Consider the following 25,308-nt stretch of genomic DNA (forward strand, 5'->3'; position numbering starts at 1 on the left):
CGGCAACCTCGGCGGTGGCGGGCAGCGGGCAGTACGGATCCCCGGCACTCTCGACCAGGTCCTGGCGCAGGCTCACGCCGAGGGATGGACGATCGACTGGGTGACGCCTGGCACTGGAGCGACCATGCACCGCGGTTGGCTGGCGGTGCGTCTCACGATCGTCCGAGGTGGCGTGCAGGCCGAGCGGGTGACGTCGACCCGGACCGTGCTGACCTGGGCGGTCGCCGTCCTCGCGATCGTCGGCGCCTGCTGGCTGATGGTCGTGATCTGACCCCAGACACAGAGAAGCGCGCCCGCCGCCCGGCCGAAGCCAGGTAGCGGGCGCGCCGCGTTGGAGACAGGTTAGGGCTACCGCAGGCGCGGCATCGTCCCGGCGGGCCGGCCCACCTCGGCGGCCGGCACCACCTGCGGGCGGATGCCGAACAGGGCGAACCCGGCCAGCACCGCTCCGGAGATCGCGGCCACCGTGCCGTCGGAGACGTTGTACCCGTACTCGGCGATCAGCGCCGCACCCGCCGCGACCACGCCGGTGAACAGCGCCGGAGCGATGGGCCGGGTGGTGAAGGCGATGATGACCGCCGACGCGAACGCGGTGATGGCTGCCGCGGCTCCGGCGTCGATGCCGGGCATGTTCAGCGAGGCCAGGACGGTGAGCAGCGCGCCGATGGCGCCGATGACCAGCGCCGGCTCGCGACCCCATAGCTTCATGGTGATCTCCTTGATCGGTGGACCGACCCCGGGCCCCCGGGGTCGGCTGTTCAGACCGGGTGCGCTAGGGACCGGCAGCCGATGACCGTGCCGGACAGGTCACGGACCTCGCGAAATGGGGCCAGCAGATCGGTACGGTGGCCGGCCTGAGCGAGCGCCAGGGCCAGCGACACCACGTACCAGGTCGTCGGGTTCTCCCACTCCGGGGACCCCTTCTCCGGCCGGGGTGGCAACCCGTTCGCGTGGCGATACTCGACGAACTCCACCGACGTCGGGCAGTCCTGGAGATACTGGGTGCCGAGTTCGATCTCTCCAATGCGGGCCACGGTGCCGGATGGCTCGATCACCATCTGCGGCTCGTGGTCGCCAAGGTTGAACCGGTCGGGCACGTCCCAGCCGTAAATACGGATCGGATGCGGGGTCAAGTTGACGAGCACGTCAAGCTCCTTCGGTACGGTGTCGGGCGTGCCAGGGATCCCGCAGCTCAGAGAGGCCGCACGGCTGTACTCGCCCGACGGCAGGCTGCTGGCGATGGTGCGGCTGGAGCAGCGGATGGACGGCTCCGGCATCTGGGTGGTGCTGGTCAACGACCCGGCCAAGGCGCCCACCGAACACGGCGAGTTCACCACTGAGGCGGCGGCCTAGCCCCGACGGTTCAGGTCCCCAGGCGCCGAACGCACCAGATCCCGCAGCCGAGCCAGGTCAGCGTCCGGAGACAGGATCTCCGTACGGAGCCTGAGCAGCATCCTGGTCAGGTCCCGCACCGAATCCTTCAGCCGGTCCAGCTCGCCGTTCGTCGCAGCCACCTTTCGTCGGGCGTCGTCAGCCTCGGTCTCCAGCTCGGCGACCCTTTCCCGCAGCGGCTTGACCAGCGTCAGCGCGGTGTCCGTCAGCACATCGGCGGTGTCCGCCTTCAGCTTGCGCCGCTGCACCAGCACCATTGCCGCGGCGACCACCCCACCCGTGCCGCCGAGCATGCCGAGGGCAGACAACAGGATCTGCAACCACGCCGGAGACGCCGCGCTCATGACCCCTCCGTCGCGTCATGGTGCCGGGCGAGTCTGCGCAGGTCGCGGACGATCAGCGCGGTCCGCCACCAGGACGCCACCCCGATCGCCGTGATGAATGCCCCGGCCGCCAGCGCCTGCCAGCCGGAGATGGCGAACAGTGCGATGGCGTACATCGTCGTCGCCGTCCCGAGCACCACCAGCGCGCTCAACTCCGAACCCACCCCGACCAGCGGCGGCCCCGGCCAGTAGATGCCGACCAGGCCGACCACTCCGGCCAGGACGAGGGCGATCTCCCAGGTGTCCTGGAGCAGCGGCGGCATTGCCTCGGCCACCGACCGGGGCCGCTGGCCGGCGGCGATCAGGGACGCTCCGGCGACCGCCGACGCGGCGAGGACGGCCGCCTCGAACGGATTCCGGCCGACGACCAGGATGCGGCGCACGGTCAGCTCTGCATCCGCTTCGCGGCGTCGTCGTTGACGGCCTTGGCCAGTGCGCCGATGAACGTGGTGTTGCCGGCCAGCGCGACAGCCACGGCGCTGGCATCCACCGCGACGGGCCTCGGCGCAGCCGTCCGGTTCAGCAGCTCGTCGGCCTTGTTCACCAGGCTGTTCGCCGAACCGCGGCCGTTGCCCGGGTCGGTCTCGAACCCGCAGGACGGGCCGCCGAGGAACACCGCCGAGTAGATCGCGTTCAGCTTCTTTCGGTCGTCGTCGGTCATGTCGTCGTCCTCCGTGTCGATCAGTCCGATGAGCTGTAGCCAGCGGCGGGCCAGCGCGACCATGCGCCGGCCATCGGCGTCTCGGAACTCGCTCAGATGGGTGTGGGTGCGGTGCGAGCTGTCGCCGGTCGACCGCTTCCCGAGCCGGTCCCAGCGGCGGACCGTGGTCCCGTCCAGGGAGTAGATGACCTCTCGCAGATCAGCGGTGTCCGAATCTCCCGAGCGGCAGAGCCCGACAAGCCAGCGGTTGTAGTCGTACAGGTCGAAGGTGCCGCGGTCGGTGGTGACCTTGAAGTAGCCGATGTCCATCGCCGACGCGTAGTCGGATCGACCGCGGCGGTCCCGGGGTGACTCGTCGACCGAGTAGTCGCCGGAGTCGTTGTCTGCACGGCTGATGTGGTAGCCGCTGCCGTGCCGGGAGTCGCCGACGATGCCAGCTTCCAGCGGGTCGAGGTCGTTCCCGACGGTGCGGCCAGGGTGCAGGTCGAGGTGCTCCAGGTAGAGGGCCCTGGCCTCCTTGTGCTTCGGCTTCGCGACCGTGGCCATCAGCCGGCCGCCATCGCCGCCTGGACGGCCTGCACCATCAGCGAGTTTCGAGCGACCATCCCGTCGGCTGGGTCCAGGTGCACGCCGTCGGAGAGATAGGCGCGGACTCGGTCGGGGACGATGCTGATGTACCGCTCCCACGCCACGACGCTGAGGTTGTCGTGGCGGGCCGTGGCCTCCCAGATCACGCCGTTGATCCAGCCCGTGTTGCGCTGGTCGTTGACCTGGATGTAGCCAGGCTGGAGCCACCGGCTGATGTGCGTCTCCACCCAGATCAGGGCGGTGTCCGGCCCGACGATTGAGGCGGCCCGGTCGATCTGCGCGGCGATGCTGGTGGGCCCGACCGGCCCGAAGATGTCGTTGGCGCCTGACGCGATGATGACGACCGGCGGCAGGCCGTAGGTGGACGCCCACTGCTCCAGCACGTCGATCGTTGGCGGGGTTGGCCTGCCGCTCTTGCCGTCGACCGCGATGACCTGACCCGTCGCCGCATGCAGCCGGGTACCGAAATCGCTGTACGTTGCCACGGTGATGCTGTCGCCGAGCAGCCACACACCGCCGGTGTCGACGGCCTCCTGGATCCGGACCGGGCTGGACACGGCGTGCGAGCCGATCGTCCAGTCGCCGAGGGTGCCGGAACCGTACGCGCCGGGGCCGGGTGGCGGCACCACGCTCGCCGCGGTGGCCGGCTCGGTCGTCAGCAGCAGTGTCGCGATGGCGACAGCCGATACCAGCGCCTTGCGGACGTGAGGAATCATCGCAGCTCCCAGCGTTTTCGGAGGATCTTGAATGCGGATTCGCAGGTTCATCGCCGTCGTCATCGCCGCGCTCGCAGTCAGCGGCGGATCATGTGACAGCTACCAGGCCGATCCGCCGCCACTCCCGGCCGAAGGGCCGGCGGCGCCGAACGTGTACCCGAGCCCGCGATAGATCAGAAGAGGGTCACGACGACAACGAGGCCGGGACTGCCCGCCCCGCCCGCCCGGGTGGTCGTGGACCCGAACGCCCCGCCGCCGCCGGCGCCGTAGCCGGTACCGACCAGGCCGACACCGCCGGTACCGGGCGACGGCGCTCCACCGTGGCCGCACACGCTGTCGCCGCCGTGGTTGCCGAAAATGTTCTGGACGGACAGGGTTCTCCCGTAGCCACCAGAGCCGCCCGGAACGTTGCAGACGTTCCCGCCGGTCGCGCCCCCACCGGCACCACCGACCCCGACCGTGCTGCCCGTCGTCGCCGTCACCGCCGCGCTCGACGTCCCCCCAGTCGCGGTCATCAAATCGAACGTGCTGTCGCCGCCAGTACCGCCGGCACCGACCCCGCCGCCGACACCGCCCGCGCCGACTGTCACCGCCTCCGACGACCCCAGATCAGCCGCGTCGTAGACGCTCTCGCAGTAGCCCCCGGCCCCGCCGCCTCCGGACGCACCAGCGGTCGTCCCAGCCGCGCCGACGACAGCTCCCGCTCCGGCGCCGCCGGCTTGGACCCGCACCCATACCGTCCGCGCGCCGGCCGGTTTCGTCCACGTCCCGTCGGCGGCGAACACCTGCACATCGGCGGCGTCGCTGTACTGGGCGAGCAGCGTGTCGACGGCGGTGGCGAGCGCACTGACATCCGCCGGCACGTTCGGCGCATCCGACAGGTCGGGATACGGCAACCCGTGAATCGGTGTGGTGCCCACCTTGTGACCTCCTACGGTGTGCCGATGACCTGGTCCACGACCAGCAGAGACGGCGGCTGAACGACGACGAGGACGGTGTCACCGACGGTCGGTGTGTATTTGGCGCCATAAGCGGCATCGACCTCAGCGCCACGCCACTCGACGGTCAGCAGGGCGTTGCCGTCGGATGCCGCACCGGGCGCGACGGCGACGACCGTGGCCTGCTCCATCCATGACGCCGGAGCGCCCTGCGGTGGCCGGTCCCGCAGCAACTCGGCGGCGGCCCGGCGGATCTCACGGCGCACGGCTACCCCTCGGCCCCGTCCGGCCGCGACGACCGGGTGGTGATCGACTGAACGCCGCCGACGGTCAGCGGCACTGTCACCGCGTCGACCAGGTGCTGCTCGACCCGGCCGGAGGAGGTGAGCACGGTGATGACGTCGCCGCGGTCGAGGCCTGGGTGCACCACCGCATCCACGTTGAGCTGGGCGTTGACGGCCCTAACCCTGTTGAGGATGGTCGTGCCGGCGACGACGGCCTGTGGCGCCGACGTGACTACCGGGCTGCTCCAGAAGTACGGGACCCTGCCGAATGGGCCGCCGACGTAGGTCGGGCTGGCCGGGTCGTCGTCCTCGATCACCTGCGGGGCGAACGGCGTACTGCCGTCGGTGCGGGCGTCGCTGACCACCACGACGTTGTAGGTGCGGGACCGGTCCCGGCGCAGGTCACCGCCGAGCAGCACCCCGGACGGGGAGGCATCGACCGTCCACACCGACGGCTGCGACAACAGCGGCGCATCCCGGACCACCAGGGTTCCGTCGTTGTCGAAGTACGCCTCAGCACCGATCGACGTCGCCAGGTCGACGATCGCCTTGTCCCGATCCCGGTCCCAGACCAGCGCCCCGACCGTCGCCGTCGAGGTGGCCAGGACGGACACCGCGACGCCGGAGACCGCGTCGGTCACCAGTCGCACTATCTCGTCCACAACAAGGTCGCCAACCTGGCTCGACGCTGGCGTCTCGAACTTCGCCCGCTGCACCCGAGCCCACCGGTCCGGGGCGGTCCGGATCCTGATCCCGCCGTCAGGGCCCACCGACATCGACTGCTCGTCCAGGCCGAACACCCCGAGCGGCACCAGTTCCGTCGCACCGGACGGATACCGGACGCCGCGGTAGGGCCGTAGCTCAACGCCGGTGACGTCCAGGTCGTCCCACAGACCCGCGTCGGTGATCGTGAGGTCGAGCTGCCGGCGGACACCCGTCCCAGCCTGGATCGTCACCTGGCCGGCGCTGCCCTCGTCGAGCGGTAGATCCTCGATCAGGAGAGCCCCGTCGTACCAGGCGTCGACCCGGACGGCGAGGGTGTGCGCCTCCCTCAGGGCGTGCCCGAACACGCTGCTGACCGGGTACATCAGGACGTCCCGAGAAGCAGGTCGGAGTAGGTGTCGTACGCAGCCAGCACATCGGCGTAGGTGGCGTGTTCGGCCAGCACGTCGGCGTAGGTGCGTTCCGACTGCAGTCCGCCCGCAGGCCTGCCCACCACCACGTACGGCGCTGACCAGGTCCGCCACGGGTGAGGTCCGTAGTCGTCGCGGAACGAGGTCTCCTCCAGGTCGCCGAGCGCCAGGTAGGCGTGCGTGATGCCGAGTCCCCAATCGGCGTCAGCGTCCAGCAGGAGGATCGACGCGTCATCGGTAATGCCGACCAGGGCGGCAGCCTCGTCCGCTGTCTCCGTTCGCAGTCGCAGCGTCGACCGGATCGACTTGCGGCGCGCGTCGGTGACGACGATCGGCTCCCGCCGGCCCAGTGGCTGCAAGACCGCCTGGTTGACCGGGCGGACCCGGTCGGCAAGCGGCCCGACCGGTTCGATCGGGATAGACAGCGACGGCACCCCGGGGTGTCGTAGCCACGGCCGGTCAGCGGTCAGGGTGACCGGGGTGGAGGTGACCGACCCGCCGGCCGTGATCGCCGTGTAGACGGCCTCGCCGTTGAGCCAGCTCTCGTAGTCGTAGCCGGTCCACAGTCCGCCCGACAGCGTCGCCGGATCGGCGAGCCGCACCAGGCGGGTACGGCCGTCCGGGTCCAGCCGGGACACCGTCGCCTCGGTCTGCCCGGTGTACTCCAGCTCCAGCAGGACCCGTGGCGGGGTGTTGCCCGGCTCTGGCGTCGCGACAAGGGTTGTCGGCACCGGCCCCTCCCGTCACTCGGCGGTCTGGTAGATGGTGGCGTCAGCCAGAGAGCCGAACGCTTCGTCGACCTCAACCCGGACCAGGCCCTGCACGGCGCCGTCCTGGACCACCAGCCGCAGCGTCATCCCACCTGACTGAGTAGGCTGCTGAGCCTGTACGGGCGCTGCGCTGCCCATGAACGGGGCCGTAACCGGACCAGGTCCGCCGGATGCCGGCCAGGCCACCCGGCCACCGAGCCACTCCTCGACCACCGTCTGCGCGATCATCCGAGACCGGGCGGTGTCACCGTCACGCGGGATGTACGCCTCGCCGCGGGTCTCCCGCTCCCCGTACAGCACCGTCGGCGAGGTGGCGAAATGTGCCTCGATCATGCCGCCGCCGGCCATGGCGTAGTCGATGCCGCCCCAGCGCCGGCCGCCGACACCGCTTCCGATCGGGACGTTGCGGCCTTCGCTGCGAGTCACCACCTGGTTGTTGACCGTGGTGATGACGACCCGCTTGGATTTGATCTGTGCCGACAGGGCGATGATCGCCCGCAGGTTAGCGGCGGCCTGCTCCGTATCGGCGGTGACCGTGGTGGGTACCCTGCGCGGCACCTTCAGGTACTGATCGGCGAGTAGCCGCGCCTGCTCCCGGGTGTAGCCCATCCGCATCGCGGTCGCGACGAAGTCGCTACGGGCCTCCCGGCTGCGCTCCGACAGCGTCTTCGTGGACGCACCCTGCGCCTCCAGTGCGTCGGTCAAGGTGTTCGATGACCGGGCGAGGCTGAGAAGCTGCTCCTCCTCAGCCGCGGAGACCTTCCGCTTCTTGTCGATCTCGTCCCGGGCCTCTTTTAAGGTCTCCCGGTAGCGGAGGTTCGCCTCGGCAGCGGACAGGTTCTGGTCGACGATCAGGTCGAGCGCCTCGGCGTACTGCTGGACCGCGCGGGCGGCGTCCTCTGCCTCGGTCGACGTCTCCCGGAAGCCGTTCATCAGGTTGGCCAGCTCGCCAGCGAACTCCTCACTCTTCTTGCCACCTTCGTCGTTGGCCCGGCTGAACCACTCGAAGAGGCCGTTGCCGAACTCCATCACCTCGTACAGCTCGGCCAGGACGTTGATCAGGCCAAAGACCATCCGGATGCCGGTCTCGACAACCTCGAAGACCAGCGTCAGGGCGCGAGCACCGCTCTCGGAGTTGTCGGTCAGGGACTCCATCCCGTCCCGGGCCGCGCTGCCCAACTCGGCCAGGCCCTCCGAGATCGCGTCGACAGCCGGGCCGGCCACCTCGACCAGCTCGCGAGCTCCGGTGACGATCTCCTGAATGCCCGTACCGCCGCCTTCCGCCAGCGGCACGACAAACCGGGCGGAGTTGCTGAAGATGGACTCCAGGTCACCCTCGACCTCGGCGAGCTTGTTCCGGATCACAGAGATCCCGGACAGCGTCGCCGGGACGAAACTGACCGCCGCCGACTGGAGCCGGTTCTCGAACTCGCTGCCCAGGGACTCCGCCGCTGACTTGACCGCAGAGTGCTTCGCGGCGATCGTGACCCCGCCGATCACCCCGCCGATGCCGGCGCCGCCCGTGATGCCGGCGGCGACCGCCGCGCCCAGCACCGTGGCGACCTCGGCAGCGATCGGGAGAGCAATGGCTGCGCCAATGGGGCCGACGCTGATCGGCGCCCGAGCGATCAGCGGTCCGATCTTGGTGGCGAACTCGGTACTGAAGCCTTTCGCCGCCTCGTCGGCATCGATCAGGTTCCGAAGATCGGTGAGGCCCCGTTGCTTGCCGCGCTCGACCTTCAGCTTCTCGGTCAGCTTGGCGCGCTCAGCGGCGTCGGCGGTGCGGGAGATTTCCCGGGCCAGGTCCCGCACGCCGCGGGCCGTGTCCGTGATCTGGCGGTCCAGAATCGCGGCATCCCGACGCAGGCCGGTCAGCTCCCTGCCGGCGCCCCGAGCTGACTTGCCGACATCACTGATCGACTCGGACGCCTTGCCCATCCCGGCAGCGGTTTCCTTCGCCGAACCGCCGGCCGACTCGACCGCGTCATCCAGCTTCGCGGTCGCCTTCTCCGCCCGCCCCACGCCGCGTACGTACGGGGCTTCATCGACGTCGAGGCCGACCTTGACGGTGCGGGCCACGGGTCACCCCCTCGGTACGAGCTGAACGGCGTGGAGGATCGCGGCCGGATGCTGCGGGTTCTGGGTGCGCGTCTGCTGCTCCGACCGGTCGATCGCCGCGCAGCAGTGGCACTGCCGGGGGTAGCCGGGTGCCGGCAGGTAGACGGCGGTGGCGAACGGGTTGTTGAAGTCCCTGCCCGGGTCAGTCGTTTCCTCCAGCACGCCCCGGCAGCGGGGGCACTGGCCCGCCTCGTAGGCCGCCAGCGCGGTCATCCACGCCACCTCGCCCGGAGTCCACTCCGACTCCGTGGTGGTCACCGACCGGGCCAGCTTGCCACCCTCATGCCGGTACTCGGTTACTCGTTCGGGCTCCCAGCCGTCGAGTCGGCGGAGGGAGATGCCGAGGGTTCGGGCGAGACCGACCCGCTGGCGGAGTCCCGCGTCCTCAGCCAGCCGGCGAACGAGAAAGGGACGTCGGGCTCTTCCTTGTTCAGGTCCCAGCAGGTGCGGCCCAGCCTAAGGAACTGCTGCACGTTGATCAGTTCCTGCTCGGAGTCGAGCAGCGCCGCCCACGTCTCCTCACGCAGAACCGGCTCGACCGTCGACAGCCGGATCAGCGCCGGGAAGAACGTCTCGTTGTTGACCTGCGGGCCCCGGTCGTCCTGGTGGATCGACCCGTCCGCCAACTTGCGGGGAGGGTGCTCGTCAACCAGGTCACGCCACCTCTTCGGCTGCAAGGCCCGCAACCTGAACTGGACCGTGGCCGCCTCGATCTGCTGCCGCAACTCATCGACCCGGGCCCGCAGGTCGGCGGTGCCACTGCCGGCGATGCGCGGGTCCGCCGCCGCCTGCACCTGGGCCTGCGCCAGTTCGCGGTCCAGGCGCCGGAACTCGTTGATCAAGTCGCCCCGGGTGCACACCGGCACGGTCTCCTCTGGCAGCCGGGCGCCCAGCAGAACCTCGTCAGCGTTGGTCATGCGACGACCGCGACGTCCGACTGCACCTGGTTGGTCACGAACAGCCGCTGAGTCGCCGTGTGCACCGAGTTCGCGCCGTTCCAGTTCTTCATCGGCTCACCTGCGGTGATCGGCCACACGTCGGTCAGGTCACCGATCGCCCACGCCTGCGTGCGTGGCACCCCGTAGCGGGACAGGACATATCCGGTGGTGCCCTCGGCCAAGGTGATGTAGGCCTCGTTGTTGGTCGGGTCCGCCGGGTTGTGGACGTACACCACGGTCAGGCTCTTGGTCTTGCGACCGGGCTGCTCGAACGTCTGCGTGGTGGCGATCCGCTCGTCAGCAACCACAGCCTGCTCCCCGGTCGGCTGCCATCCGTCGCCGGTGATGTAGCCGTCCAACTCCTGGCTGGTCACGGCGTTTATCTCGGTCAGCTTGGGCGCCGTCGGGTCGGTCAAACTCGCCACGTACAGGAGAGCGAGGGTGCCATCAGACGGCACCGAGGTGGGCAGCGGTGAGGTCATCGGGCCTGCTCCTTGCTCTTCGCGGTCATCTCGGGAGTGGTGGGCGGCAGCGGTCGACCGAGGTTGTCGACGGCTTTCGCGTCCTTGAGAATCTCCACCCCGCCACGCTGGACGAGCTGGTCGGCGCGGCGGCGCGACACGGTGCTCTCTGCCTTGGTCCGGGTCTCTCGGATGCGCACGAACTCAGTCGGCACGTCGTCCTCCAAAGGTGATGTGCCGGTCAGCCCGGCAAAGACTCCAAGCGGTAGATGTCGATCTGGTCGACCACGAGACGGCCGGTGGACTCGTCGGGGCGGGGTGGCTGCCCGTCGTCGGAGCGGATCGGGTACGGCTTCCGGCCGGCGATAACTGGCACGACGTCAAGCAGCGCGGACCGCACCCGGTTGGCAACCACCCGGGCAGCGATGTCCGTCTGGCCGACGCTGTGACAGGTCACCCGCGCGACCGCCCGGCTGGACAGCAGATCGATCGTCGGGCCCAGCGCGTAGGTGACCTGGATGTACGCCACCACGTACGGCGGGGACGCGCTGGTCGGCACGATCTGCCCGTCGCCCTCACCGTCGGCCGGCGGGTACACGACCAGGCCGTCGACAGCGCGGAGCAGGTCGAGGATGGCGACGGCGTGCGGCTCGTCGCTCACTTCCCCTCCAGGGCATCCGCAGCGGCGATTTCCAGGCCTCGTACGAAGTCCGGGGTCCAGTGGTCCAGAGCCGGGCCCAGGTGGGCGTAGGGCGGGTTGTTGACCGTGCCGTACTCCAGGATGTTGCCCAACGCTCCCTGGCGGCGCCCCTTGTCCGGACCGATCTCCGCCGTCATGCCCCGCCCGACACCGAGATCCTTGGTGTCGTACGTGATCGCCCTCGGGTAGTCCGGGGCGTGGGCGATACCGCTGGCAGCGCCCCGCGCCGCGTCCCGGATGCCGTGGGCGGTGAACCGCACCGCCGCCCGGATGAGGACGTGCGCGTTGTCGGGCGCCTCGGCCAGGTCGGCGCGTAGCTGGTTGAGGCTGGAGCCGTCGAGGTTGATGTCCACCTAACTCGTCACCTCCTCGATCCCCAGTCGTCGAGCGGTCGCGTGGGTCTTGCCGAACTCGGCCCGGACCACGAACCGCCGGCCGACCACGTCCGGGTCGTACTGGCAGACCGTGATCTGGACCCGTTGACCGGCGCGGACGCCGACAGAGGTGGCCACCGGCAGCCACAACAGCCGGGTCACCATCAGTCGGTCCGCCTCGCCGACCATCTCGGCCCGGGCGATCGGGTCGGCCTGCTGGACTCGGCACGGGCCGGCGTACACCACGTCGGTATCCTCGACGGCCTGCCCGGTGCCCAGGTCCGTGTGTGTGCCGGTGACGGCAACGATCTCGCAGGTGTCGACCATCAGCTCAGCAGCGAACTCGCGGCCCCGGGCCAGCACCTCGGCGGCCGACATCAACAGCACCTGGCCCAGGACGGAGCGCCGTACGGCCGGATCGTGAACGCGCCCGACGTGCCCAGGCCGAGCGCATCGCGGATCTGCTCCCGCTCGGCGTCGGTCAGGCCGATGCCGGACAGCGTCTCGGAGGCATACGTGTTGGTCTCGGTGTAGTCGTCGATCTGCCGTGACCTCGACCGCATGCCGCCCGGATTAAGCAGCATCCGCTTCGCCACGTCGAGGGCGACCGGCTTGAGCATGCTCACATCGGTGAGCGCGTCGTAGACCGTCGGGCCGACCTCGTTACGGATCAGGGTGGTCACCAGTGCCAGCACCAGCGCGCCCGTTGCCGGCGGCACGGTCTGCTGGGTGTAGGCGTCCAGCTCGGGCAGCGTGAACAGCGGGTCAGGCATGACGCCTCCGAGGGTCGGTCCGGCCGGGCAGCCGGGAGGGTGACCGGCCGGCCGGAGCTGCTACTCGGTCGGGACGTTGGCCGCGGACAGCGCCGCGATCACGTCGTCCCGGGATGCGTCGTCGGGCACCTCGACACCCTTGCGGGCCGCGTACGCCCGCCACTCCGGCGCACCGGATCCGGCACCGCCCTTCGGCGGCGGACCGTCGCCGGCCGGCGCCTGGGGCCCGACGGACTCGCCAGCCGGGGTCGGCTTCGCGGCGTCCGCCCAGACGTCCGGATTGGTGATCGCCGACTCGACCCAGGACAGCTCCGGCCGCGACAGGTCGTCGTTCGGGCCGACGGTCACCGACTCGCCGGTCAGCTCGCCCTTGTCGTCGCGGCGGTGCACCGTGACGAAGGCGTTCAGCTTGCGCGCCATCGCATCTCCTCAGGTCAGGCCACGTCGGCGGCGAGCGTCAGGTCCGGGTTGGCCATGATCGGCAGACCGATCGCGGCGGCCTTCGTCCACACCGCCACCGGGTCCTTCGTGCTGTACGAGCCGGCCACGATGCCCGGCTCCACCCCCGACAGCCCGTACTCGGGTTCCAGCGACTCCGCGGTGGTGCCGAGCAGGGTCGCCCCCAGGTCGGTGCCCTCAGGGTTGTCCGGCGAACCGGGCGCCGGCAGCAGGATCACCCGGTCGGCGGGAATTACCCGGGTCGCCGTGGTGCCGACCCGCACTTGCGCGTCGTAGATGTAGATCGGCGGCAGCCCGTACGCCGCGAACACCGCATTCACGGTCGCCTGCGACACGATGCTCGGGGTGCCCGCCACGGTGGCGGCGAGCTGGCGCATCTCGGCGTTGCGCAGCAGGTAGCCGAGCACCGTGGTGGAGGTCAGAATCGCGCCCGGCGCCTCCCCGTTGGTAGCGATGTAGGTGTCCCGCCACGTGATCAGGTCGGCCAGCGGGGTCGCGGTGGCCACCACCGACCACAGCACCGCCGGAGCCACCGTGTGCGAGCCGGACCGGCCGAAGTCGACGGTTGCGACCACGCCGTTCTCGGAGATGACCAGGGACCCCCGGTAGAGGGCCTCGCCACGGAACAGCTCCAGCCGCGCGGCGACCGCCCGGGCCATCCGCTCCGCGTCCGACAAGATCGCGTTGCGGATTCCCGCCTCGTCGCGACGCTGCCGCAGCCGCTCGTACTCGCCCAGCCGGATCTTGCGGCTGATCGGCGGCAGCTCGCCGGTGACCCGGGTCAGGCCCGGCCGGGAGCCGATCGGCGACTCGGCGTCGTACGCCCGCACCGTGGCCGCCTCGGTCAGCCCTTCCCCGCCCCGGGTGTAGCGGTACTGCAGGTCGTCGATCGCCCGCCGGGGCAGCCACTGGGACAGGGTGAACCGGTTGCGGTCCAGGTCGGCCAGGGCCTCCCGGACGTAGCCAGTCAGTTCCGCCGGGGTGATGTAGTCGGTGAACAGGAACATCTACCTCACCCCTCTCAGGCGTCGAATCGGATCTGCGGAAGGTCGGCCGCGTACGCGTCGCCTGCGTCCGGACCGCCGTTGAGGCCCTCCGCGATCGGCAACTTGGACAGCAGCACCCGGCCGTGCCAGAGCATGGCGCCCTGCACGTCCGTGGTCGTCGCCGACGGAGCGCCCACCGCGCACAGCAGCAGCCCGGCGGCGGTCTCCGTCCCGTCCGCGGCGGCGGCGTTATACGGCCCGTACAGGCCGGTGGCGGTGATCTGGCCGAGGATGATGCCGGAGCGGAAGTAGCCGTCGGGGTAGTGCAGGCCGGCGTTGAACGCGCTGGTGTCCAGCGTGATCGAGATGGCCCGGTCCGTGCCCTCCTCCGAGCCCAGCCAGGACTGGTCGTCCTGGCCGAACGCCTCGGTCACAGGGGCGAGGTTCATCGTTGTCTCCTTCGCGAGCGATGCCGCGCCGCCCTGGCGCGGGAATCAGCGCGGAACACCCGCCCGCGCGGTCAACTCTTCTTGCCGTGTTTCTGCTGGTAAAGGCTCGCCCCCGCCTCCACGGATGCGGTCGGGGCGGTCGACCGGGCACCCTGCGACGGGTCCGGTTTCGGGGCCTTCGGTTCCGACTTGGCCCGCGCTGCCGGGAAGTCCCGCAGGATCTCCTCGGCGTCCGCCTCCAACGCTTCCCGGGTGTCGCCGACCAGCCGTTTGGCCTGGGCCGGGGTGAGGCCCTTCTCGTGGGCCACCTCCAGTCGGGTTGCCCGCAGTTCTGCCTCAGTGGCACGCTGTTCAGCGGCGGCTCGCCTCTCGGCCTCCGACTTGTCGGCCTCGGCCTTCTGCTGCTGGGCCTTTTCGTACTCGGCGAGCTTGGCCTGCGTCTCCCGCAACTCCCGCCGGTACCGGGCCGCCTCCTGATTGGCCTTCGTGACGCGCGGGTCCTCGGTGGTTCGTTCCTCGACGTCGGGCGCCTCCGGGGCGTCGACCGTCTCGGTGATGGTGTCGCTCAAGATGCCCTCCTGGGGCGTACTTCCACCGCCCTCCAGGGGCGGGAAGATCAAATGAGGTACCCGTGCTGCCTCAGCAGTCGGATCGCCTCGTCACGGTTGCCGGCCGCGTCGCGGAGGATCTGCTCCGGCATCAGCCGCTCCATCCGGCGGCGACGGGCACCTTCCCTGGTCAGCTTTCGGCCATCAGCGGCGGTATACATGCCACGTCGGGCGTTGACGACCTGGCCGATGTCGGCGCCGTCCCTGATCACCTCCGCGCCTGCCTTGGTGAACACCCGGTCCTGCTCGGCGGCGTCAAGACTGCCGAAGTAACGACGGGGGTCCGTCCGTACGTCGTCGGCAGTGTCCTCGGCCGCCGGGACGTGGACGCAGTCGCAGTTCGGATGCCGTTGGAATCCGGTGTTCCACCGGTACCGCTGGCCGGCGAGGAGGATGCACCGGGAGCAGGTTCCGCCGACGACCATCCGCACGTAGCCGGTCACCGACGGCCGCGCCGTCAGCGCCACCTGGTCAGCGACCCGACCAGCATCCGCCACCTGGGTCCGTACGATCATGTCCAGGTGCGCGGCGCCGCCGGCCAAGGCCCGGTCGACAGTCGCCCCGGCCCCGATCCCGGCCAGCGTCGTCACCACCGGCCGGTACAGGAGTCCGGACAGATCCCGGCCGTCCGACGCGACCCCGGCCAGGGACCCGGACCGGATTCGCACCCCGCCGACCGGATCAGGATCCAGGCCCTGCGCGTCGAGTACCTCGGTCAGGTAGCCGTCCGCCCGACCGGCCGCCGCCTGCTGGGCTCCGACCAGCACCAACAGCAGTCGGACCAACAACGACCGCCACGACACCGCGATCCGGTCCGGCTCCACCTGGCGCCACAACCGGGCCGCCTCACCGGCGACGGTCGATGTCAACTGGGCACGGTCGCGGTAGTGGCGGCGGGCGACCTCAAGCGGCGTCGGCACCGGTCACCGCCGCGGCCGGCTCGCCCGCCGCATCGCCGCCGGCCAGGCCGCGGGCGATGTCGAGCACCGGGTCGCGACGGCGCTCCGCCTCGTCCTCTTCCTCCATCCGGGCGATCTGCACCTGCGAGAAACCCAGCGACTCCCGGGTCTGCCGCAGCGGCACGATCGGTCGCGGGCTGGTGCTGAACAGCTTCACCGCGGCGTCGGCCTCGGCCGCCCTCGTCGGCGTCGCCGGGTTACGCCAGATCGTCTCCAGGCTCGCCAGGTCCGGATTCCAGTCCTCGTCGAGGATCCGGCGGACCAGACGCATCACCCGCTCCCACGACCCGCCCCGAGACCGCTGTACCCGCTCGCACAGCTTGATGACGCGCGACTCGTCCGCGCGGATGCCCTCCGCCGACGGCGGATTCGTCGTCGACTGGCCCAGGTAGCGCATCGGCAGCCCGGTCACCCCCGCCACCAGGCTGGCGTAGTGGTCGACGATCGTCTTGAAGTTGCTGAGATCGGCGGCGTCGAACTGGCCGACCTTGGCGGCCGGGTTGAGCAGCGCCCAGATCGCTCCGAAGTACGCCTCCCAGGCGGGCAACTGCTTGCCGTCCTTGTCGACGAAGTCACCCTTCGACGCGCCGAGGACGTACCGCTGTGGAATCGCCATGATCTCGGTGGCGAGCTGGGCGTTCGTCAGCGCGCGCGCGGCGGCGTCGGTCAGCGGGATAACCCGCTCCATCTCCGACCGGCCATGCCGACGGGCGACCCGGGACCGGTTCACCATCGGCACCACCGGCACCACACCCATGCCGTGATCGTCCCGGTCGACCTCCACCCAGCGGGCGTTACGCCGCTCCAGCCACACCGTGACGTCCGGCAGGTACAGGGTGGCGAGCTGAATCGACTCGGCTCGGCGGGCCGGACCGATGGGGCTGTCCCGGTAGACCTTCACCGCGGCGGCGACCCGGCGGGTACGCGGAGACAGTTCGGCGGTCACCTCACGCGGCGACTCAACCGTCACCAGAGGCGTGGCCGGATCCCGGTCCTCGTCGCCGTCGTCGTCCTCGTCCGGCCCGGCGTCACCGGCGCCGACCGTGACATAAGAGCGGCCAAAGACCAGCGAATCCAGGTGGGCGAGCTGGGACTCCTCGTCGAGGTCATTCTCCTGCCACACCCGCCAAAGGTCGGCGTCAGCGCCGTCCTGGCCGGGCAGCCGGAAGCCCTCCACGTCGAGGCGCTCCTCAATCGCGTCCACATACGTGGCCGGCCAGTTCACCACCGTCAGGAACTGGCGCAACTCCGGTGGCACCGCCAGGCCGAGCTGCTCGACCCGCTGCTCACCGTTGTAGTAGGCGTCGAGCGTCCACAGCTTCCGCTGCTGCCGAACGAGTTGGTACTCCAGCCGGGCCAGGGTCTCGGCCTCGTCTTCGCTGAGCGCCACAGACCCTCCCCTCCTACCGGAACACGATCACGCGGGTGTCCTCGGGCTCAGGGCTCCATAGCCCGGAAGCCAGTACGTCGAGCCGGGCCTGCCACGACAGCCCGCCGGCCATCGCACAGTCGATCTTTTTGGGTGAGTCGTGCCGCTCCTTGGCCATCACCCACAACCGCTGGCCCTCGTCGTCGACCATGTTCGTGAACCGCTTCTGAGCGGCGCCGATGTGCCGAGTGAAGGCGTCGTCGCCGTCGTTGGTGACCTCGCCGGCCCGGATCGCCGCCGAGTACGTGCGGCACATGAACGCGGTCTTGCGCAGGTTCCGGGAGTCCGTGTACCAGAACGCCACGACCTTCGGCCCGTGCGTGCCCGACCAGCGCGACAACGGGTCGTCCCAGCCGGCCGCCGGATCGCCGTAGAACCGCAGCACCCGCCACCGCTCGAACATCTCGGCCACCGCGTCATCGACCTCGGCAACCTTGATCTCACCGCCGGGGGATTCCTCCGGTATCCACAGCCCGAATCGGTGCTGGAAGCCAGTCTCTATCTCCGTAACGACCAACGCGGTGGTGTCCCGCCATCGGGCGCCATCCAGACCGGCCGTGACGGACGCACCACGCGGGATCTTCCGCCCGAGTCGGGCCAGGTCGATCCACCGTCCGGCGTCGAACGCCTGCGCCTCGGCCTGCGTCCACCGGTTCGTCCAGACCCGCTCCAGGTACGCCTTGTCGGCCTTCGGACGGTCCCACTGCTTCGCGATACCCCGCAGGTCTGACCAAGCCGCCGCTGGGCCGGACGCCTCCCGGATGGCCTCGATCCTCCCGGTCAGGGTCTTCAGGTCGTGGTGCGGGCCGGCCTCGCGGTGGAAGTAGAACAGCTCCGGCTCGTCGATCTCGCCCCGCGCGATCGCCTCGGCTTCGTCCTTGTCCTGCTCGGCGACCGATCCGCCGCCTGGCACTCCCGCCGTCGTAATGCCCATCGACCAGGGGTCGTCGAGCGGCCGTTTCGGGAGGTTGGCCTCCATCGTGTCGTACGCCGCGACGTGCCGGGGCAGGTCCAGGCGGTGCGTCTCGTCGTAGCCCTGGAACGTCGTCCGGGCGCCGTCCCGGGCATTCGGCGACTGGGCCAGCGGCACCGCCTTACCGTCCGCCCGGCCGCGCTCGTCGAGCCGGATGATGCGCTCCAGCCCGGCGTCAAACAGATCGGCGTCCGGGCCCTCGGTGCACACCACGTAGAGCACGTTGTAGGCGAGTTCCTCCACCTGCTCGGCGGTGTACGCCAGCAGCGGAATGTACGGGTCACGAACCGGCCGACCAACAGGCTCGCCTGCGGCATTCCACCCGTCGAACCGGACCTCCGCCTCAGGATGCAGCTCGGCGAAAGCGATCCAGCCGAGCTTCTCCGTCTTCGCCGTACCCTTCCGGGCGGAGATCCGGACCCGCCGGAACCGTCGCCGGCCGGCCAGTTCGTGCCTCCGGGGGTAGACCTCGTACGCCTTGTAGATGATCGCCCGGGTCTCGTCGTCCAGCTTCGCCGGCTGACCCTTCAGCGAGCCGGGACCGAACACTGCCCGATCCTGGATCAGGTCACAGACCCCGGGACCCAGCGTCGGCCAGGGCTCCTCGTCCAGCGGTGGAACGACGAACGTGCTCACGACACCGCGTGCAGGACGTTACGCGGATCCTCCCCCGTCTCGGCCGGCGTCTTAGCAGCCTGTCGACGACGCTGACCACGCTCCTGCGCCTCACTGGTCCGCTCGATCTCCCACTGGAGCCGGCGACGATCCATCGGGGTCAGACCGAAGCCCTGCCGCTGCTGGCGGATCTCCGCCGCTATCTCCTTGCGGAGCTTCGCGTCCTCGGTCGTCCAGAAGTCATCGACCAAGACGGCCAGCGCGAACAGGCCGTGCCGATCCGACTCGTCGTACTCCGGGGCCATCGGCGACGACCAGATGTCCCGCCACCAGGCGCGCGTCTGCTCGTGCCAGAGCCGGGTCGGGAGCTTCGGAGCCTCGATCGTCGGGTCGATGGACAGGGTCGCCGCCGTGCTGGCGCGGTTGCGGCGAGCCCGGGTCGACGGGTGCTTGGGTGCTGGTCCGGGCATGGTCACCGCCTCCAACGCAGAGTCACTGTCAGTCACCGGATCCCGTACGCGGCGATTTCTACCTCCCCGGCGGTCCTGGTCCGGGGCCTGCCAGAGGGTCACCCCCCCTTCGTCACTGTCCGTGAGATTGGGCGCGTCGCCATCCTCGGTTGCATCGCTCGTGCTCGGGCCCAGTCCATCCTTTGCGGTCGTCCGTGTGCCCGAGGTCCCACCGTTGGCCGGGCTTGATGGTCCGGCTCGGCATGACGCAGGTTGTGGCGTGGCAGTCGACCTCGCTTCGCTCGACCTTGGGCTGCCACTCGCGGCGGAGTCGTTCGTGCTCGGCGTCGTAGCCGCGGTCCTGTCGTCGTCCACGTGCGGCGTCGGCGGTCCGGGCGCATCCGTCGCATCGTCCGCCCGTCGTCAACTCGGGGCACGATCCGGGGTGCTCGGCGCATCCAGTGCAGGGGCAGACGCGCATTGCTCTTGGCACTGTGTCCACGCTCCCGCACGAACCAGGCCGGACCCATACCCGAGTAACCCTCAGGCTCAGATCTTGGCTTAGAAACGCTCTCAGACCCGGTCGGCCTGGTCACGCCTTGGTCATCGCAGGTGGCGCGGCCGGACCTCGCCCGCGACCCGGCCGCGCACCACCACCCGCACCGTCTCCCGCCAGCGCCGACCGATCTCGGAGACGACAACAGCCCGGGAGCGAGGGGGCTCGACCGGGCTGTAGAGACACCCCTGCCATCGGGGTGTGTGATCAAAGCGTATCAGCCCGCTACCGGGACGCGTCGTCTGCCGCGTCCGGACAGCCGCTTGTCCCGCTCGATGCTGGCCGCCTGGTCGAGTGCGTAGTAGACCGTCTGGCCGACCTGATGCCGGTGCAGTCCGTCGCGCTGGGACCAGTTGCGGACCATCGCCACGGTGACGTCGGGGCCGAGTGCGACAGCAATCTCGGCGGCGGTGCCATACCGGCGGCCGGTCTCGGGGTGCCGGATCACGGCCGCTCCTCGATCATCTCCACGCCGATGACGTTGTCGCGAAGCCACTGCTCGCACTCTGCCCTGCTGGCGAACCAGATGTCCAGCGACAGGCAGAGGCCAGCGGTTTGCAGGACCGGCTGCCACGGATAGGCCGGGTCGCTGCGTGGCTCTCCGTCCTCGGAGTCGACGTCCTCAACGTCAGCGAACCACCCCACACGATCACTCACGCTGCCTCACCTCCATCGGCGGTAAGCCCGACCAGCCACCGTCGCGGCCACTGTGCCAGCTCCATCGCAGCGACCAAGTCGACAGCGCCCGGCCAGATGTGCACCGCACCCTCCACCTGCACCAGCATGGCGCACCCGCAGCCCTGGCCGGCGCAGCGGCAGCCGGCGGTGCACACCACGGTCCAGTCGGCGGGGTCGGGGGCGGCGGTGCAGGCGGTCATCGGCCGGCGTCCGCAGGCGGGGCACTCAGCGCCCGGCAGCACCTGCTCGTCGGGACCAAGGCCGAGCGCGGTCCGGATCCGGGCGTCGTGGTCGACGAGCCACCGGCGTAGCTGCTCGGTGGTACCGGGCTGGAGCCGGGGCAGACCGTCGAGGATCCGCCACATCGGGTCCGGGCCTGCGGTGAGCCGGAGCGTGTCGGCGAGCCAGGTCAGGGTGCTGGTGGTAGCCCGCTCCAGCCTGGTGAGGCTTTCGTTCCCGGTCAGCTTGGTGGGGGCAAGTGCGATGTTGCCGACCGGGTCGCCGTGACCGCCTCGGGAGCGGACGCTGCCGCCGGCACAGGACCGGAGTCCGTCGCGGGGCTGGTCGGCTCCGCACTGAATGGCGTGGTCGAGCTGCTGTCGGGCGACCTGGAGGCTCCACGCGGCGGTGAGCGCGTGCAGGGTGTTCGGGTGGCGCGGTGTGGCGGTCTGGCCGGTCATGACGTGCGGTCCCCCTCGGTAGGCTGGCCGGTGAGTCGCAGCGCCTTCGCGGGGTGCTGGTGGTGGCCCTCCCGGTTTCGCGGTCGGGAGGGCCACCGGCGTTTCAGGGGGTCGGGGCGGCTTCCTCGGCCGGTGTACCAGCGGTGTCCTCGGTGACGACCCGCACCGACAGGTTGGTCAGATGCAGGGTGTTGTGGTCGCGGTGGCACTCGACCTTGGCGTCGTCGGGGATCTCCTCGGCGTCGAGCGCCCGGACGAAGTCGCGGAGTGCCCACACGCTCATACCGCCCTGGTACGGCGACACGCTGCGGATGTAGATCGAACGGCTGGCACTTCGGGTCACCTTGGCCATCGGGGCAGTCATGGGTCTCGGTCCTCTCGGGTTGGCCGCTCAGCGCGGCGCGGGGTCGTCGGCGGGCAGGTGGCGGGCGTAGCGGCCCATGAGCTTGTAGGCGGGGCTGCGCGACGGGTCGTAGTGGCTGCGGTCGTAACCCTGGGTCGTGTCGGTACGGCTGTGGCCGACCTCCCGGGCCACGTCGTAGATCGAGGCGCCCTCGTCGAGAGCACTGGTCACGTAGGTGGCGCGGGTGGTGTGCGGGGTGAGCCGGTCGGCGACCTCGGGCGGCAGCTTGGCGGCGCGGGCGAGGCGCTGGAGCAGCAGCCGTACGGCCTTGCGGTCGAGCCGACCTCCGGTGCGGGTGGCGATGAGCGGCCGGACGCTGCCGGCGCCCGTGTCGTCGGCGCTGACCAGCGTGCCGGTGTCGCGGCGGGTGGCCTGGTAGGTGTCGAGGCGGGCGACGACCGGGGGCACGAGCAGCACGGCCCGGGTCTTGCCGCCCTTGCCGTCGATGATGTGCAGGACGTGGTGCCCCCGGTCCAGCCCGACGTCTCCCGTGTTGGCGTTGGTCAGTTCGCCCACCCGGATGCCGGTCTGTAGGAGCGTCCACGCGATTGCGGCGGCCCGGGGTGTGTCCTGGTCGGCCTGGGCGAGGATCGCGGCTGTGTGTTCGTCTGAGAGCGCTGGGGCGTGCTTCGGTGACTGGGCGGGTCGGTCCTCGGGCAGGAGCGCGGCCGGGTTTCGTGGGGCGGCCTGGTGGTAGACGAGCCACCGGTACCAACTGGAGACGGCGCCGAGCCGGCGGGCGCGGGTGGTGCCGGCCTCCCCGGCACGGTGGAGGGTGCTGAGCCAGAGTTGGGCGTGGGCGGGCCAGGCGTCGAGGGGGTCGATGCGGTTGGTGTCGCACCACTGGAGCCAGAGGGCGAGGTCGCGGCGGTAGGCGGCCTTGGTGTGGTCGCTCTTGCGGCCTTCGATGAAGGCGGTGACAAGCCGGGCGAGGTGGTCGTCCGGTTGCGTCACGGTGGCAAGGGTGGTCATGCCACGAGCTCGCGGTAGTCGGCGGCGCAGAGGTAGCCGTCTCGCTGGGTGGCGAACAGGTGGTCGTTGCAAAACAGCTCGCCGCATCCGGCGGCGGTCTGCTCGCCGTTGAGTTCGCCGCAGCGGCTACCGGGAGTGTCGGCCACGGTGGTGGGGCATCCGTCCTCGGTGCAGGTGGCCTCGTCGGGCATCGGGGTCATCTCGATCTCCGATCTGTCAATGAATCGAGCCGGATAGGGACCGTTAGCGCGAAGCAGGGCGGTGACGAGGGTGGTCACGCAACACCTGCCTTGCGCCGGAGGTAGGCACGCTGACGACAGAGCGGGGAGAAGTACTTCGGGCGGCGCCCGGTCGCAGGTCGGATCACCGTCCGTCCGCACTCACAGGCGCACAGGGTTTCGTCAAAACTCCGAGTTCCGGCGCTAGTTTCGTCAAAAGCCCTGTTCAGCCATAGGGTCTCGGTGCCCACCGCACCCTGGCGGCCGGCACGGTTGCTCGTGGGCCTGCTGATTCCGACGTCAATCCGGGTCCAGTCGGCGTACAGCTCGTCGTAGAGCGGCGAGGCGTACCCGGACAGGATCACCATCGCCCGCAAGGCGTGCAGGGCCTCGGCGAGCGAGCGGTGATCGTCGGAGGTCATCTCCTCCTGGTAGGCGCCCCGGTCGTTGCGGGTCTCAGGCAGGTACGGGGGATCGACGTACAACAGCGCGTCATCAGCCCGCCCGTGCTGGGCCACCACCTCGACCGCCCGGCGTTGCTCGATTTGCACCCGGCGGAGGCGTTCCGCTGCTGCGCCCATCCGGGCCAGGTAGCCGGTAACCCGGGTGGCCGGATTGTTGCTGGCGTTGGACAGCGACCAGCCAACCCGGGCCCGCCGGGTCTGGATGGGGACGGCATTGAAGCCCTGCATCTGCCGCACCCACCAGCGTCGAGCCTGCTCCACCTCGTTCGCCGGCTGGTCCGCGTGCTCTTGGCAGTGCTGGAACTCGGCACGGGCGTACGGTGTCCGCTCGATGGCCGTGATCAGGTCGCGAGGACGGTCGCGCAGCACCCGGAAGAACGTGACGACGTCTCCGGCCAGGTCGTTGATGATCTCGAATTGGGCGGGCTGCTTGGCGAACAGCACGGCGGCACTGCCAGCGAACGGCTCGACGTAGAGCCGGTGGGGCGGCAGCATTTCCACGATGCGGCCGGCAAGTCGGCCCTTGCCCCCGTAGTAGCGCACCGGTGGCCTCACCTTTCACCTCCTATCTAGATCGTTTCTTGGGCTCATACTTGGGCTTATGAGGTGGTCCGGTCGTGCCGGTCGGCGGCATCGGCTTGGTCGATCGCCTCGCGCATCGTCGGCCGTTCCTCCGGCGGGACGGCGGGCATCGACGGGTCCTTGCGCACGAACAGAAGCGCCCACGACCGGCCGGCGATGATCGTCCGGAACCGGGCCGCACCGCCGTGCAGGTTGGCGAGTACCGCGATCCGCCGGATCGGAATCCAAGGTTGGAGCAGGCGTCGCATGGTCAACTCCCTTCTGATCTACGCCTTAAATGGCTGTTTACGGCTACGTGATGGGTAGTTCAGGCGGACTCCATGACGCGGCCCCGGGTGGCGTACTCCTGCAACTCGGCGGGAAGGTGGAGCCACCACGTCCGCTCCACCTCGCTCGTCGGCATCGGGTCGCGCCCGACCCACAGGAGGTCCTTCGTGGTGCGGGACAGGGCACCGCACGAGCAGCTCACCAGCACGCGGCGATCGCGCTCCCGAGCCAACATCACCGCCCCCTCGGTCCGGGGGAGGTGGCCGTCGAACGCCGTGCTGTCGGCCGGGCACAGGTGCAGGGCGAAGGACCCGGCGGAGACGTCCCAGGGGGACCGCTTGTCGGTGTACTGCCGACCGGTCGACGGATTACGCCGCCGGCCAGGCCGCCAGTCGGCGAGGTGATCGGCTGACGAGACCCGCCGCCAGCCGTCAGGAACGTCAGTGATCTTCTCGATGATTCCAACGGCGGAGCAGTGCGGGGCATCGCACGTTACGCGGTAGATCGTGTGGGTAGACATCTCGATCTCCAATCTGGGTCGTGGGGTCGTGGCCTTATCGGGAGTCAGGGGTGGTGGGTTCCGATGGGATGGGGACGGTGTGACGCACGGAAACCCCGGTGAAGTGGAACGTGTTGTGATCCCTCTGGCATTCGAGGGTGGCGGTGTCCGGGATACCCTCGGCGTCAACCGCCGCGAGGAAGTCCCTCAGCGCCCAGATGGTCATTGATCCGCTGACCGGAGGCGGGCTGGCGATGTAGACGCTGCGGCTGGCGGACTTGGTGACCTTGGCCATCACGCCACCTCCGCCGGCAGCGGCACCGTGACTACCCGGTCGCGCAGGCTGCGCTCGTCGCCGAACGGGACGGCGGCCGGCGTCGGGCCGGCTGAGCCGTAGCCGGTGGCGCGCAGCAGCGACACGGCGTCGGCGAGCAGCATCCGCACCGGGAAGGCGTGCCCGTCGCTGACCGGCAGAGGCTCCAGCGTGGCCAGGTCGGCGAGTTGGAAGGCGGGCATGACGGCCCACCACCGGCCGGCGTTGGCCGGGCCGACCCCGGACCGCTGGACGACGAGCAGCCCGACCGTGGCGTGGGCGTTGCGGACCTCGGTGGCGAGTTCGGCCATCCACCGGGTGATGTCCAGGTCGCTGGCGGTCCGGGCGGCAGCCCCACCCTTCACCTCCCAGCAGACGCCGGGTGTACCAGTGATGTCTCCGGCGTCGTGGGCGCCGCGTAGCGACCGGCGCTCGGCGTGCGGAAAGCCGGCGGTGTGCAGGTAGCGGACGACGGCAGTTTCGGCGGCGGTGCCGATGTCTCGGGGTCGGCGCTTCATGG

40 protein-coding genes are annotated in these 25,308 nt (G+C 70.1%); 2 read left to right on the plus strand and 38 right to left on the minus strand.

Features of this window, described 5'->3' with window-relative positions; all coding sequences use genetic code 11:
• Positions 1–271 (plus strand): hypothetical protein (locus tag ACQEVC_RS00005; protein ID WP_432872074.1); only part of this gene is annotated, 271 nt, incomplete at its 5' end.
• Between the two features lie 77 nt (positions 272–348).
• Here ACQEVC_RS00005 and ACQEVC_RS00010 read toward each other — a convergent pair.
• Together ACQEVC_RS00010 and ACQEVC_RS00015 are read right to left on the minus strand one after the other, a co-directional pair.
• Positions 349–708, minus strand: a complete 360-nt coding sequence (locus ACQEVC_RS00010; protein ID WP_432872076.1) for a hypothetical protein — start codon at positions 706–708, stop codon at positions 349–351.
• 50 nt (positions 709–758) lie between these two features.
• Positions 759–1,145: a hypothetical protein gene (locus tag ACQEVC_RS00015; RefSeq protein WP_432872078.1), complete on the minus strand. Its 387-nt coding sequence runs from the start codon at positions 1,143–1,145 to the stop codon at positions 759–761.
• A 28-nt stretch (positions 1,146–1,173) separates the two neighbouring features.
• On the opposite strand from ACQEVC_RS00015, the gene ACQEVC_RS00020 reads away from it, so the two are divergent.
• Entirely contained in the window at positions 1,174–1,353 is a 180-nt protein-coding gene (locus ACQEVC_RS00020; RefSeq protein ID WP_432872080.1) for a hypothetical protein, read from the plus strand.
• On the opposite strand, the gene ACQEVC_RS00025 is transcribed toward ACQEVC_RS00020, so the two are convergent.
• The 36 genes from ACQEVC_RS00025 to ACQEVC_RS00200 form a co-directional block, all read right to left on the minus strand.
• Positions 1,350–1,736: a hypothetical protein gene (locus ACQEVC_RS00025; protein ID WP_432872082.1), complete on the minus strand. Its 387-nt coding sequence runs from the start codon at positions 1,734–1,736 to the stop codon at positions 1,350–1,352. The genes ACQEVC_RS00020 and ACQEVC_RS00025 overlap by 4 nt on opposite strands.
• Positions 1,733–2,158 (minus strand): hypothetical protein, encoded by a 426-nt coding sequence (locus ACQEVC_RS00030; RefSeq protein ID WP_432872084.1) that lies wholly within the window; start codon positions 2,156–2,158, stop codon positions 1,733–1,735. The genes ACQEVC_RS00025 and ACQEVC_RS00030 overlap by 4 nt, the downstream gene beginning before the upstream one ends.
• A gap of 2 nt (positions 2,159–2,160) precedes the next feature.
• On the minus strand, positions 2,161–2,982 hold the full coding sequence (locus ACQEVC_RS00035) for a hypothetical protein (RefSeq protein WP_432872086.1): 822 nt from the start codon (positions 2,980–2,982) through the stop codon (positions 2,161–2,163).
• Positions 2,982–3,740: a GDSL-type esterase/lipase family protein gene (locus tag ACQEVC_RS00040; protein WP_432872088.1), complete on the minus strand. Its 759-nt coding sequence runs from the start codon at positions 3,738–3,740 to the stop codon at positions 2,982–2,984. Before ACQEVC_RS00040 ends, ACQEVC_RS00035 begins: the two co-directional genes overlap by 1 nt.
• Positions 3,741–3,913: 173 nt before the next feature.
• Positions 3,914–4,660: a hypothetical protein gene (locus ACQEVC_RS00045; RefSeq protein ID WP_432872090.1), complete on the minus strand. Its 747-nt coding sequence runs from the start codon at positions 4,658–4,660 to the stop codon at positions 3,914–3,916.
• 11 nt (positions 4,661–4,671) lie between these two features.
• On the minus strand, positions 4,672–4,944 hold the full coding sequence (locus ACQEVC_RS00050) for a hypothetical protein (RefSeq protein WP_432872092.1): 273 nt from the start codon (positions 4,942–4,944) through the stop codon (positions 4,672–4,674).
• Between the two features lie 2 nt (positions 4,945–4,946).
• Positions 4,947–6,050 carry a DUF5047 domain-containing protein gene (locus ACQEVC_RS00055; protein WP_432872094.1) on the minus strand — a complete coding sequence of 368 codons (1,104 nt, stop codon included), beginning with the start codon at positions 6,048–6,050 and terminating at the stop codon, positions 4,947–4,949.
• Positions 6,050–6,826: a hypothetical protein gene (locus ACQEVC_RS00060; RefSeq protein ID WP_432872095.1), complete on the minus strand. Its 777-nt coding sequence runs from the start codon at positions 6,824–6,826 to the stop codon at positions 6,050–6,052. The genes ACQEVC_RS00055 and ACQEVC_RS00060 overlap by 1 nt, the downstream gene beginning before the upstream one ends.
• A gap of 12 nt (positions 6,827–6,838) precedes the next feature.
• A complete protein-coding gene (locus ACQEVC_RS00065) occupies positions 6,839–8,944 on the minus strand; it encodes a hypothetical protein (protein ID WP_432872097.1) in 2,106 nt (701 codons plus the stop codon).
• 3 nt (positions 8,945–8,947) lie between these two features.
• A complete protein-coding gene (locus ACQEVC_RS00070; protein WP_432872099.1) occupies positions 8,948–9,241 on the minus strand; it encodes a hypothetical protein in 294 nt (97 codons plus the stop codon).
• A gap of 38 nt (positions 9,242–9,279) precedes the next feature.
• Entirely contained in the window at positions 9,280–9,900 is a 621-nt protein-coding gene (locus ACQEVC_RS00075) for a hypothetical protein (RefSeq protein ID WP_432872101.1), read from the minus strand.
• On the minus strand, positions 9,897–10,403 hold the full coding sequence (locus ACQEVC_RS00080; protein WP_432872103.1) for a hypothetical protein: 507 nt from the start codon (positions 10,401–10,403) through the stop codon (positions 9,897–9,899). Before ACQEVC_RS00080 ends, ACQEVC_RS00075 begins: the two co-directional genes overlap by 4 nt.
• Positions 10,400–10,582, minus strand: a complete 183-nt coding sequence (locus ACQEVC_RS00085) for a hypothetical protein (RefSeq protein WP_432872105.1) — start codon at positions 10,580–10,582, stop codon at positions 10,400–10,402. The genes ACQEVC_RS00080 and ACQEVC_RS00085 overlap by 4 nt, the downstream gene beginning before the upstream one ends.
• A gap of 41 nt (positions 10,583–10,623) precedes the next feature.
• On the minus strand, positions 10,624–11,043 hold the full coding sequence (locus ACQEVC_RS00090; protein WP_432872107.1) for a hypothetical protein: 420 nt from the start codon (positions 11,041–11,043) through the stop codon (positions 10,624–10,626).
• Complete coding sequence (locus tag ACQEVC_RS00095) at positions 11,040–11,435, minus strand: hypothetical protein (RefSeq protein ID WP_432872109.1); 396 nt, start codon at positions 11,433–11,435, stop codon at positions 11,040–11,042. Before ACQEVC_RS00095 ends, ACQEVC_RS00090 begins: the two co-directional genes overlap by 4 nt.
• Positions 11,436–11,834 (minus strand): DUF6093 family protein, encoded by a 399-nt coding sequence (locus tag ACQEVC_RS00100; protein WP_432872111.1) that lies wholly within the window; start codon positions 11,832–11,834, stop codon positions 11,436–11,438.
• On the minus strand, positions 11,834–12,229 hold the full coding sequence (locus ACQEVC_RS00105) for a hypothetical protein (protein WP_432872113.1): 396 nt from the start codon (positions 12,227–12,229) through the stop codon (positions 11,834–11,836). Before ACQEVC_RS00105 ends, ACQEVC_RS00100 begins: the two co-directional genes overlap by 1 nt.
• Positions 12,230–12,289: 60 nt before the next feature.
• On the minus strand, positions 12,290–12,649 hold the full coding sequence (locus ACQEVC_RS00110; protein ID WP_432872115.1) for a hypothetical protein: 360 nt from the start codon (positions 12,647–12,649) through the stop codon (positions 12,290–12,292).
• A gap of 14 nt (positions 12,650–12,663) precedes the next feature.
• Entirely contained in the window at positions 12,664–13,695 is a 1,032-nt protein-coding gene (locus ACQEVC_RS00115) for a major capsid protein (RefSeq protein ID WP_432872117.1), read from the minus strand.
• Positions 13,696–13,709: 14 nt separating this feature from the next.
• Positions 13,710–14,123, minus strand: coding sequence for a head decoration protein (locus ACQEVC_RS00120; protein WP_432872119.1), 414 nt, complete (start codon positions 14,121–14,123; stop codon positions 13,710–13,712).
• A 71-nt stretch (positions 14,124–14,194) separates the two neighbouring features.
• The gene (locus ACQEVC_RS00125; protein ID WP_432872120.1) at positions 14,195–14,692 is read right to left on the minus strand and encodes a hypothetical protein; all 498 of its coding nucleotides are present in this window, start codon (positions 14,690–14,692) and stop codon (positions 14,195–14,197) included.
• Positions 14,693–14,739: 47 nt separating this feature from the next.
• Positions 14,740–15,600, minus strand: coding sequence for a hypothetical protein (locus tag ACQEVC_RS00130; protein ID WP_432872122.1), 861 nt, complete (start codon positions 15,598–15,600; stop codon positions 14,740–14,742).
• Between the two features lie 34 nt (positions 15,601–15,634).
• A complete protein-coding gene (locus ACQEVC_RS00135) occupies positions 15,635–17,080 on the minus strand; it encodes a phage portal protein (protein WP_432872124.1) in 1,446 nt (481 codons plus the stop codon).
• A 13-nt stretch (positions 17,081–17,093) separates the two neighbouring features.
• Complete coding sequence (locus ACQEVC_RS00140) at positions 17,094–18,728, minus strand: hypothetical protein (RefSeq protein ID WP_432872126.1); 1,635 nt, start codon at positions 18,726–18,728, stop codon at positions 17,094–17,096.
• Positions 18,725–19,177, minus strand: coding sequence for a hypothetical protein (locus tag ACQEVC_RS00145; RefSeq protein WP_432872128.1), 453 nt, complete (start codon positions 19,175–19,177; stop codon positions 18,725–18,727). The genes ACQEVC_RS00140 and ACQEVC_RS00145 overlap by 4 nt, the downstream gene beginning before the upstream one ends.
• Positions 19,178–19,929: 752 nt before the next feature.
• Positions 19,930–20,160, minus strand: coding sequence for a hypothetical protein (locus ACQEVC_RS00150; protein WP_432872130.1), 231 nt, complete (start codon positions 20,158–20,160; stop codon positions 19,930–19,932).
• Entirely contained in the window at positions 20,157–20,369 is a 213-nt protein-coding gene (locus ACQEVC_RS00155; RefSeq protein ID WP_432872132.1) for a hypothetical protein, read from the minus strand. The genes ACQEVC_RS00150 and ACQEVC_RS00155 overlap by 4 nt, the downstream gene beginning before the upstream one ends.
• On the minus strand, positions 20,366–21,070 hold the full coding sequence (locus ACQEVC_RS00160) for a hypothetical protein (RefSeq protein WP_432872134.1): 705 nt from the start codon (positions 21,068–21,070) through the stop codon (positions 20,366–20,368). The genes ACQEVC_RS00155 and ACQEVC_RS00160 overlap by 4 nt, the downstream gene beginning before the upstream one ends.
• A gap of 103 nt (positions 21,071–21,173) precedes the next feature.
• Positions 21,174–21,434 carry a hypothetical protein gene (locus ACQEVC_RS00165; RefSeq protein WP_432872136.1) on the minus strand — a complete coding sequence of 87 codons (261 nt, stop codon included), beginning with the start codon at positions 21,432–21,434 and terminating at the stop codon, positions 21,174–21,176.
• Positions 21,435–21,461: 27 nt separating this feature from the next.
• Positions 21,462–22,427 carry a tyrosine-type recombinase/integrase gene (locus ACQEVC_RS00170; protein WP_432872138.1) on the minus strand — a complete coding sequence of 322 codons (966 nt, stop codon included), beginning with the start codon at positions 22,425–22,427 and terminating at the stop codon, positions 21,462–21,464.
• A gap of 14 nt (positions 22,428–22,441) precedes the next feature.
• Positions 22,442–22,723 (minus strand): hypothetical protein, encoded by a 282-nt coding sequence (locus tag ACQEVC_RS00175; protein ID WP_432872140.1) that lies wholly within the window; start codon positions 22,721–22,723, stop codon positions 22,442–22,444.
• On the minus strand, positions 22,720–23,670 hold the full coding sequence (locus ACQEVC_RS00180; RefSeq protein ID WP_432872142.1) for a DNA adenine methylase: 951 nt from the start codon (positions 23,668–23,670) through the stop codon (positions 22,720–22,722). Before ACQEVC_RS00180 ends, ACQEVC_RS00175 begins: the two co-directional genes overlap by 4 nt.
• 56 nt (positions 23,671–23,726) lie before the next feature.
• Positions 23,727–23,957, minus strand: a complete 231-nt coding sequence (locus tag ACQEVC_RS00185) for a hypothetical protein (RefSeq protein WP_432872144.1) — start codon at positions 23,955–23,957, stop codon at positions 23,727–23,729.
• A 59-nt stretch (positions 23,958–24,016) separates the two neighbouring features.
• The gene (locus tag ACQEVC_RS00190) at positions 24,017–24,496 is read right to left on the minus strand and encodes a hypothetical protein (RefSeq protein WP_432872146.1); all 480 of its coding nucleotides are present in this window, start codon (positions 24,494–24,496) and stop codon (positions 24,017–24,019) included.
• A gap of 34 nt (positions 24,497–24,530) precedes the next feature.
• On the minus strand, positions 24,531–24,770 hold the full coding sequence (locus ACQEVC_RS00195) for a hypothetical protein (RefSeq protein WP_432872148.1): 240 nt from the start codon (positions 24,768–24,770) through the stop codon (positions 24,531–24,533).
• Positions 24,770–25,306 (minus strand): hypothetical protein, encoded by a 537-nt coding sequence (locus ACQEVC_RS00200; RefSeq protein ID WP_432872150.1) that lies wholly within the window; start codon positions 25,304–25,306, stop codon positions 24,770–24,772. Before ACQEVC_RS00200 ends, ACQEVC_RS00195 begins: the two co-directional genes overlap by 1 nt.
• Positions 25,307–25,308: the final 2 nt, after the last annotated feature.

The sequence above is a fragment of the Plantactinospora sp. CA-294935 genome (assembly GCF_050936445.1).
GTDB lineage: Bacteria > Actinomycetota > Actinomycetes > Mycobacteriales > Micromonosporaceae > Plantactinospora.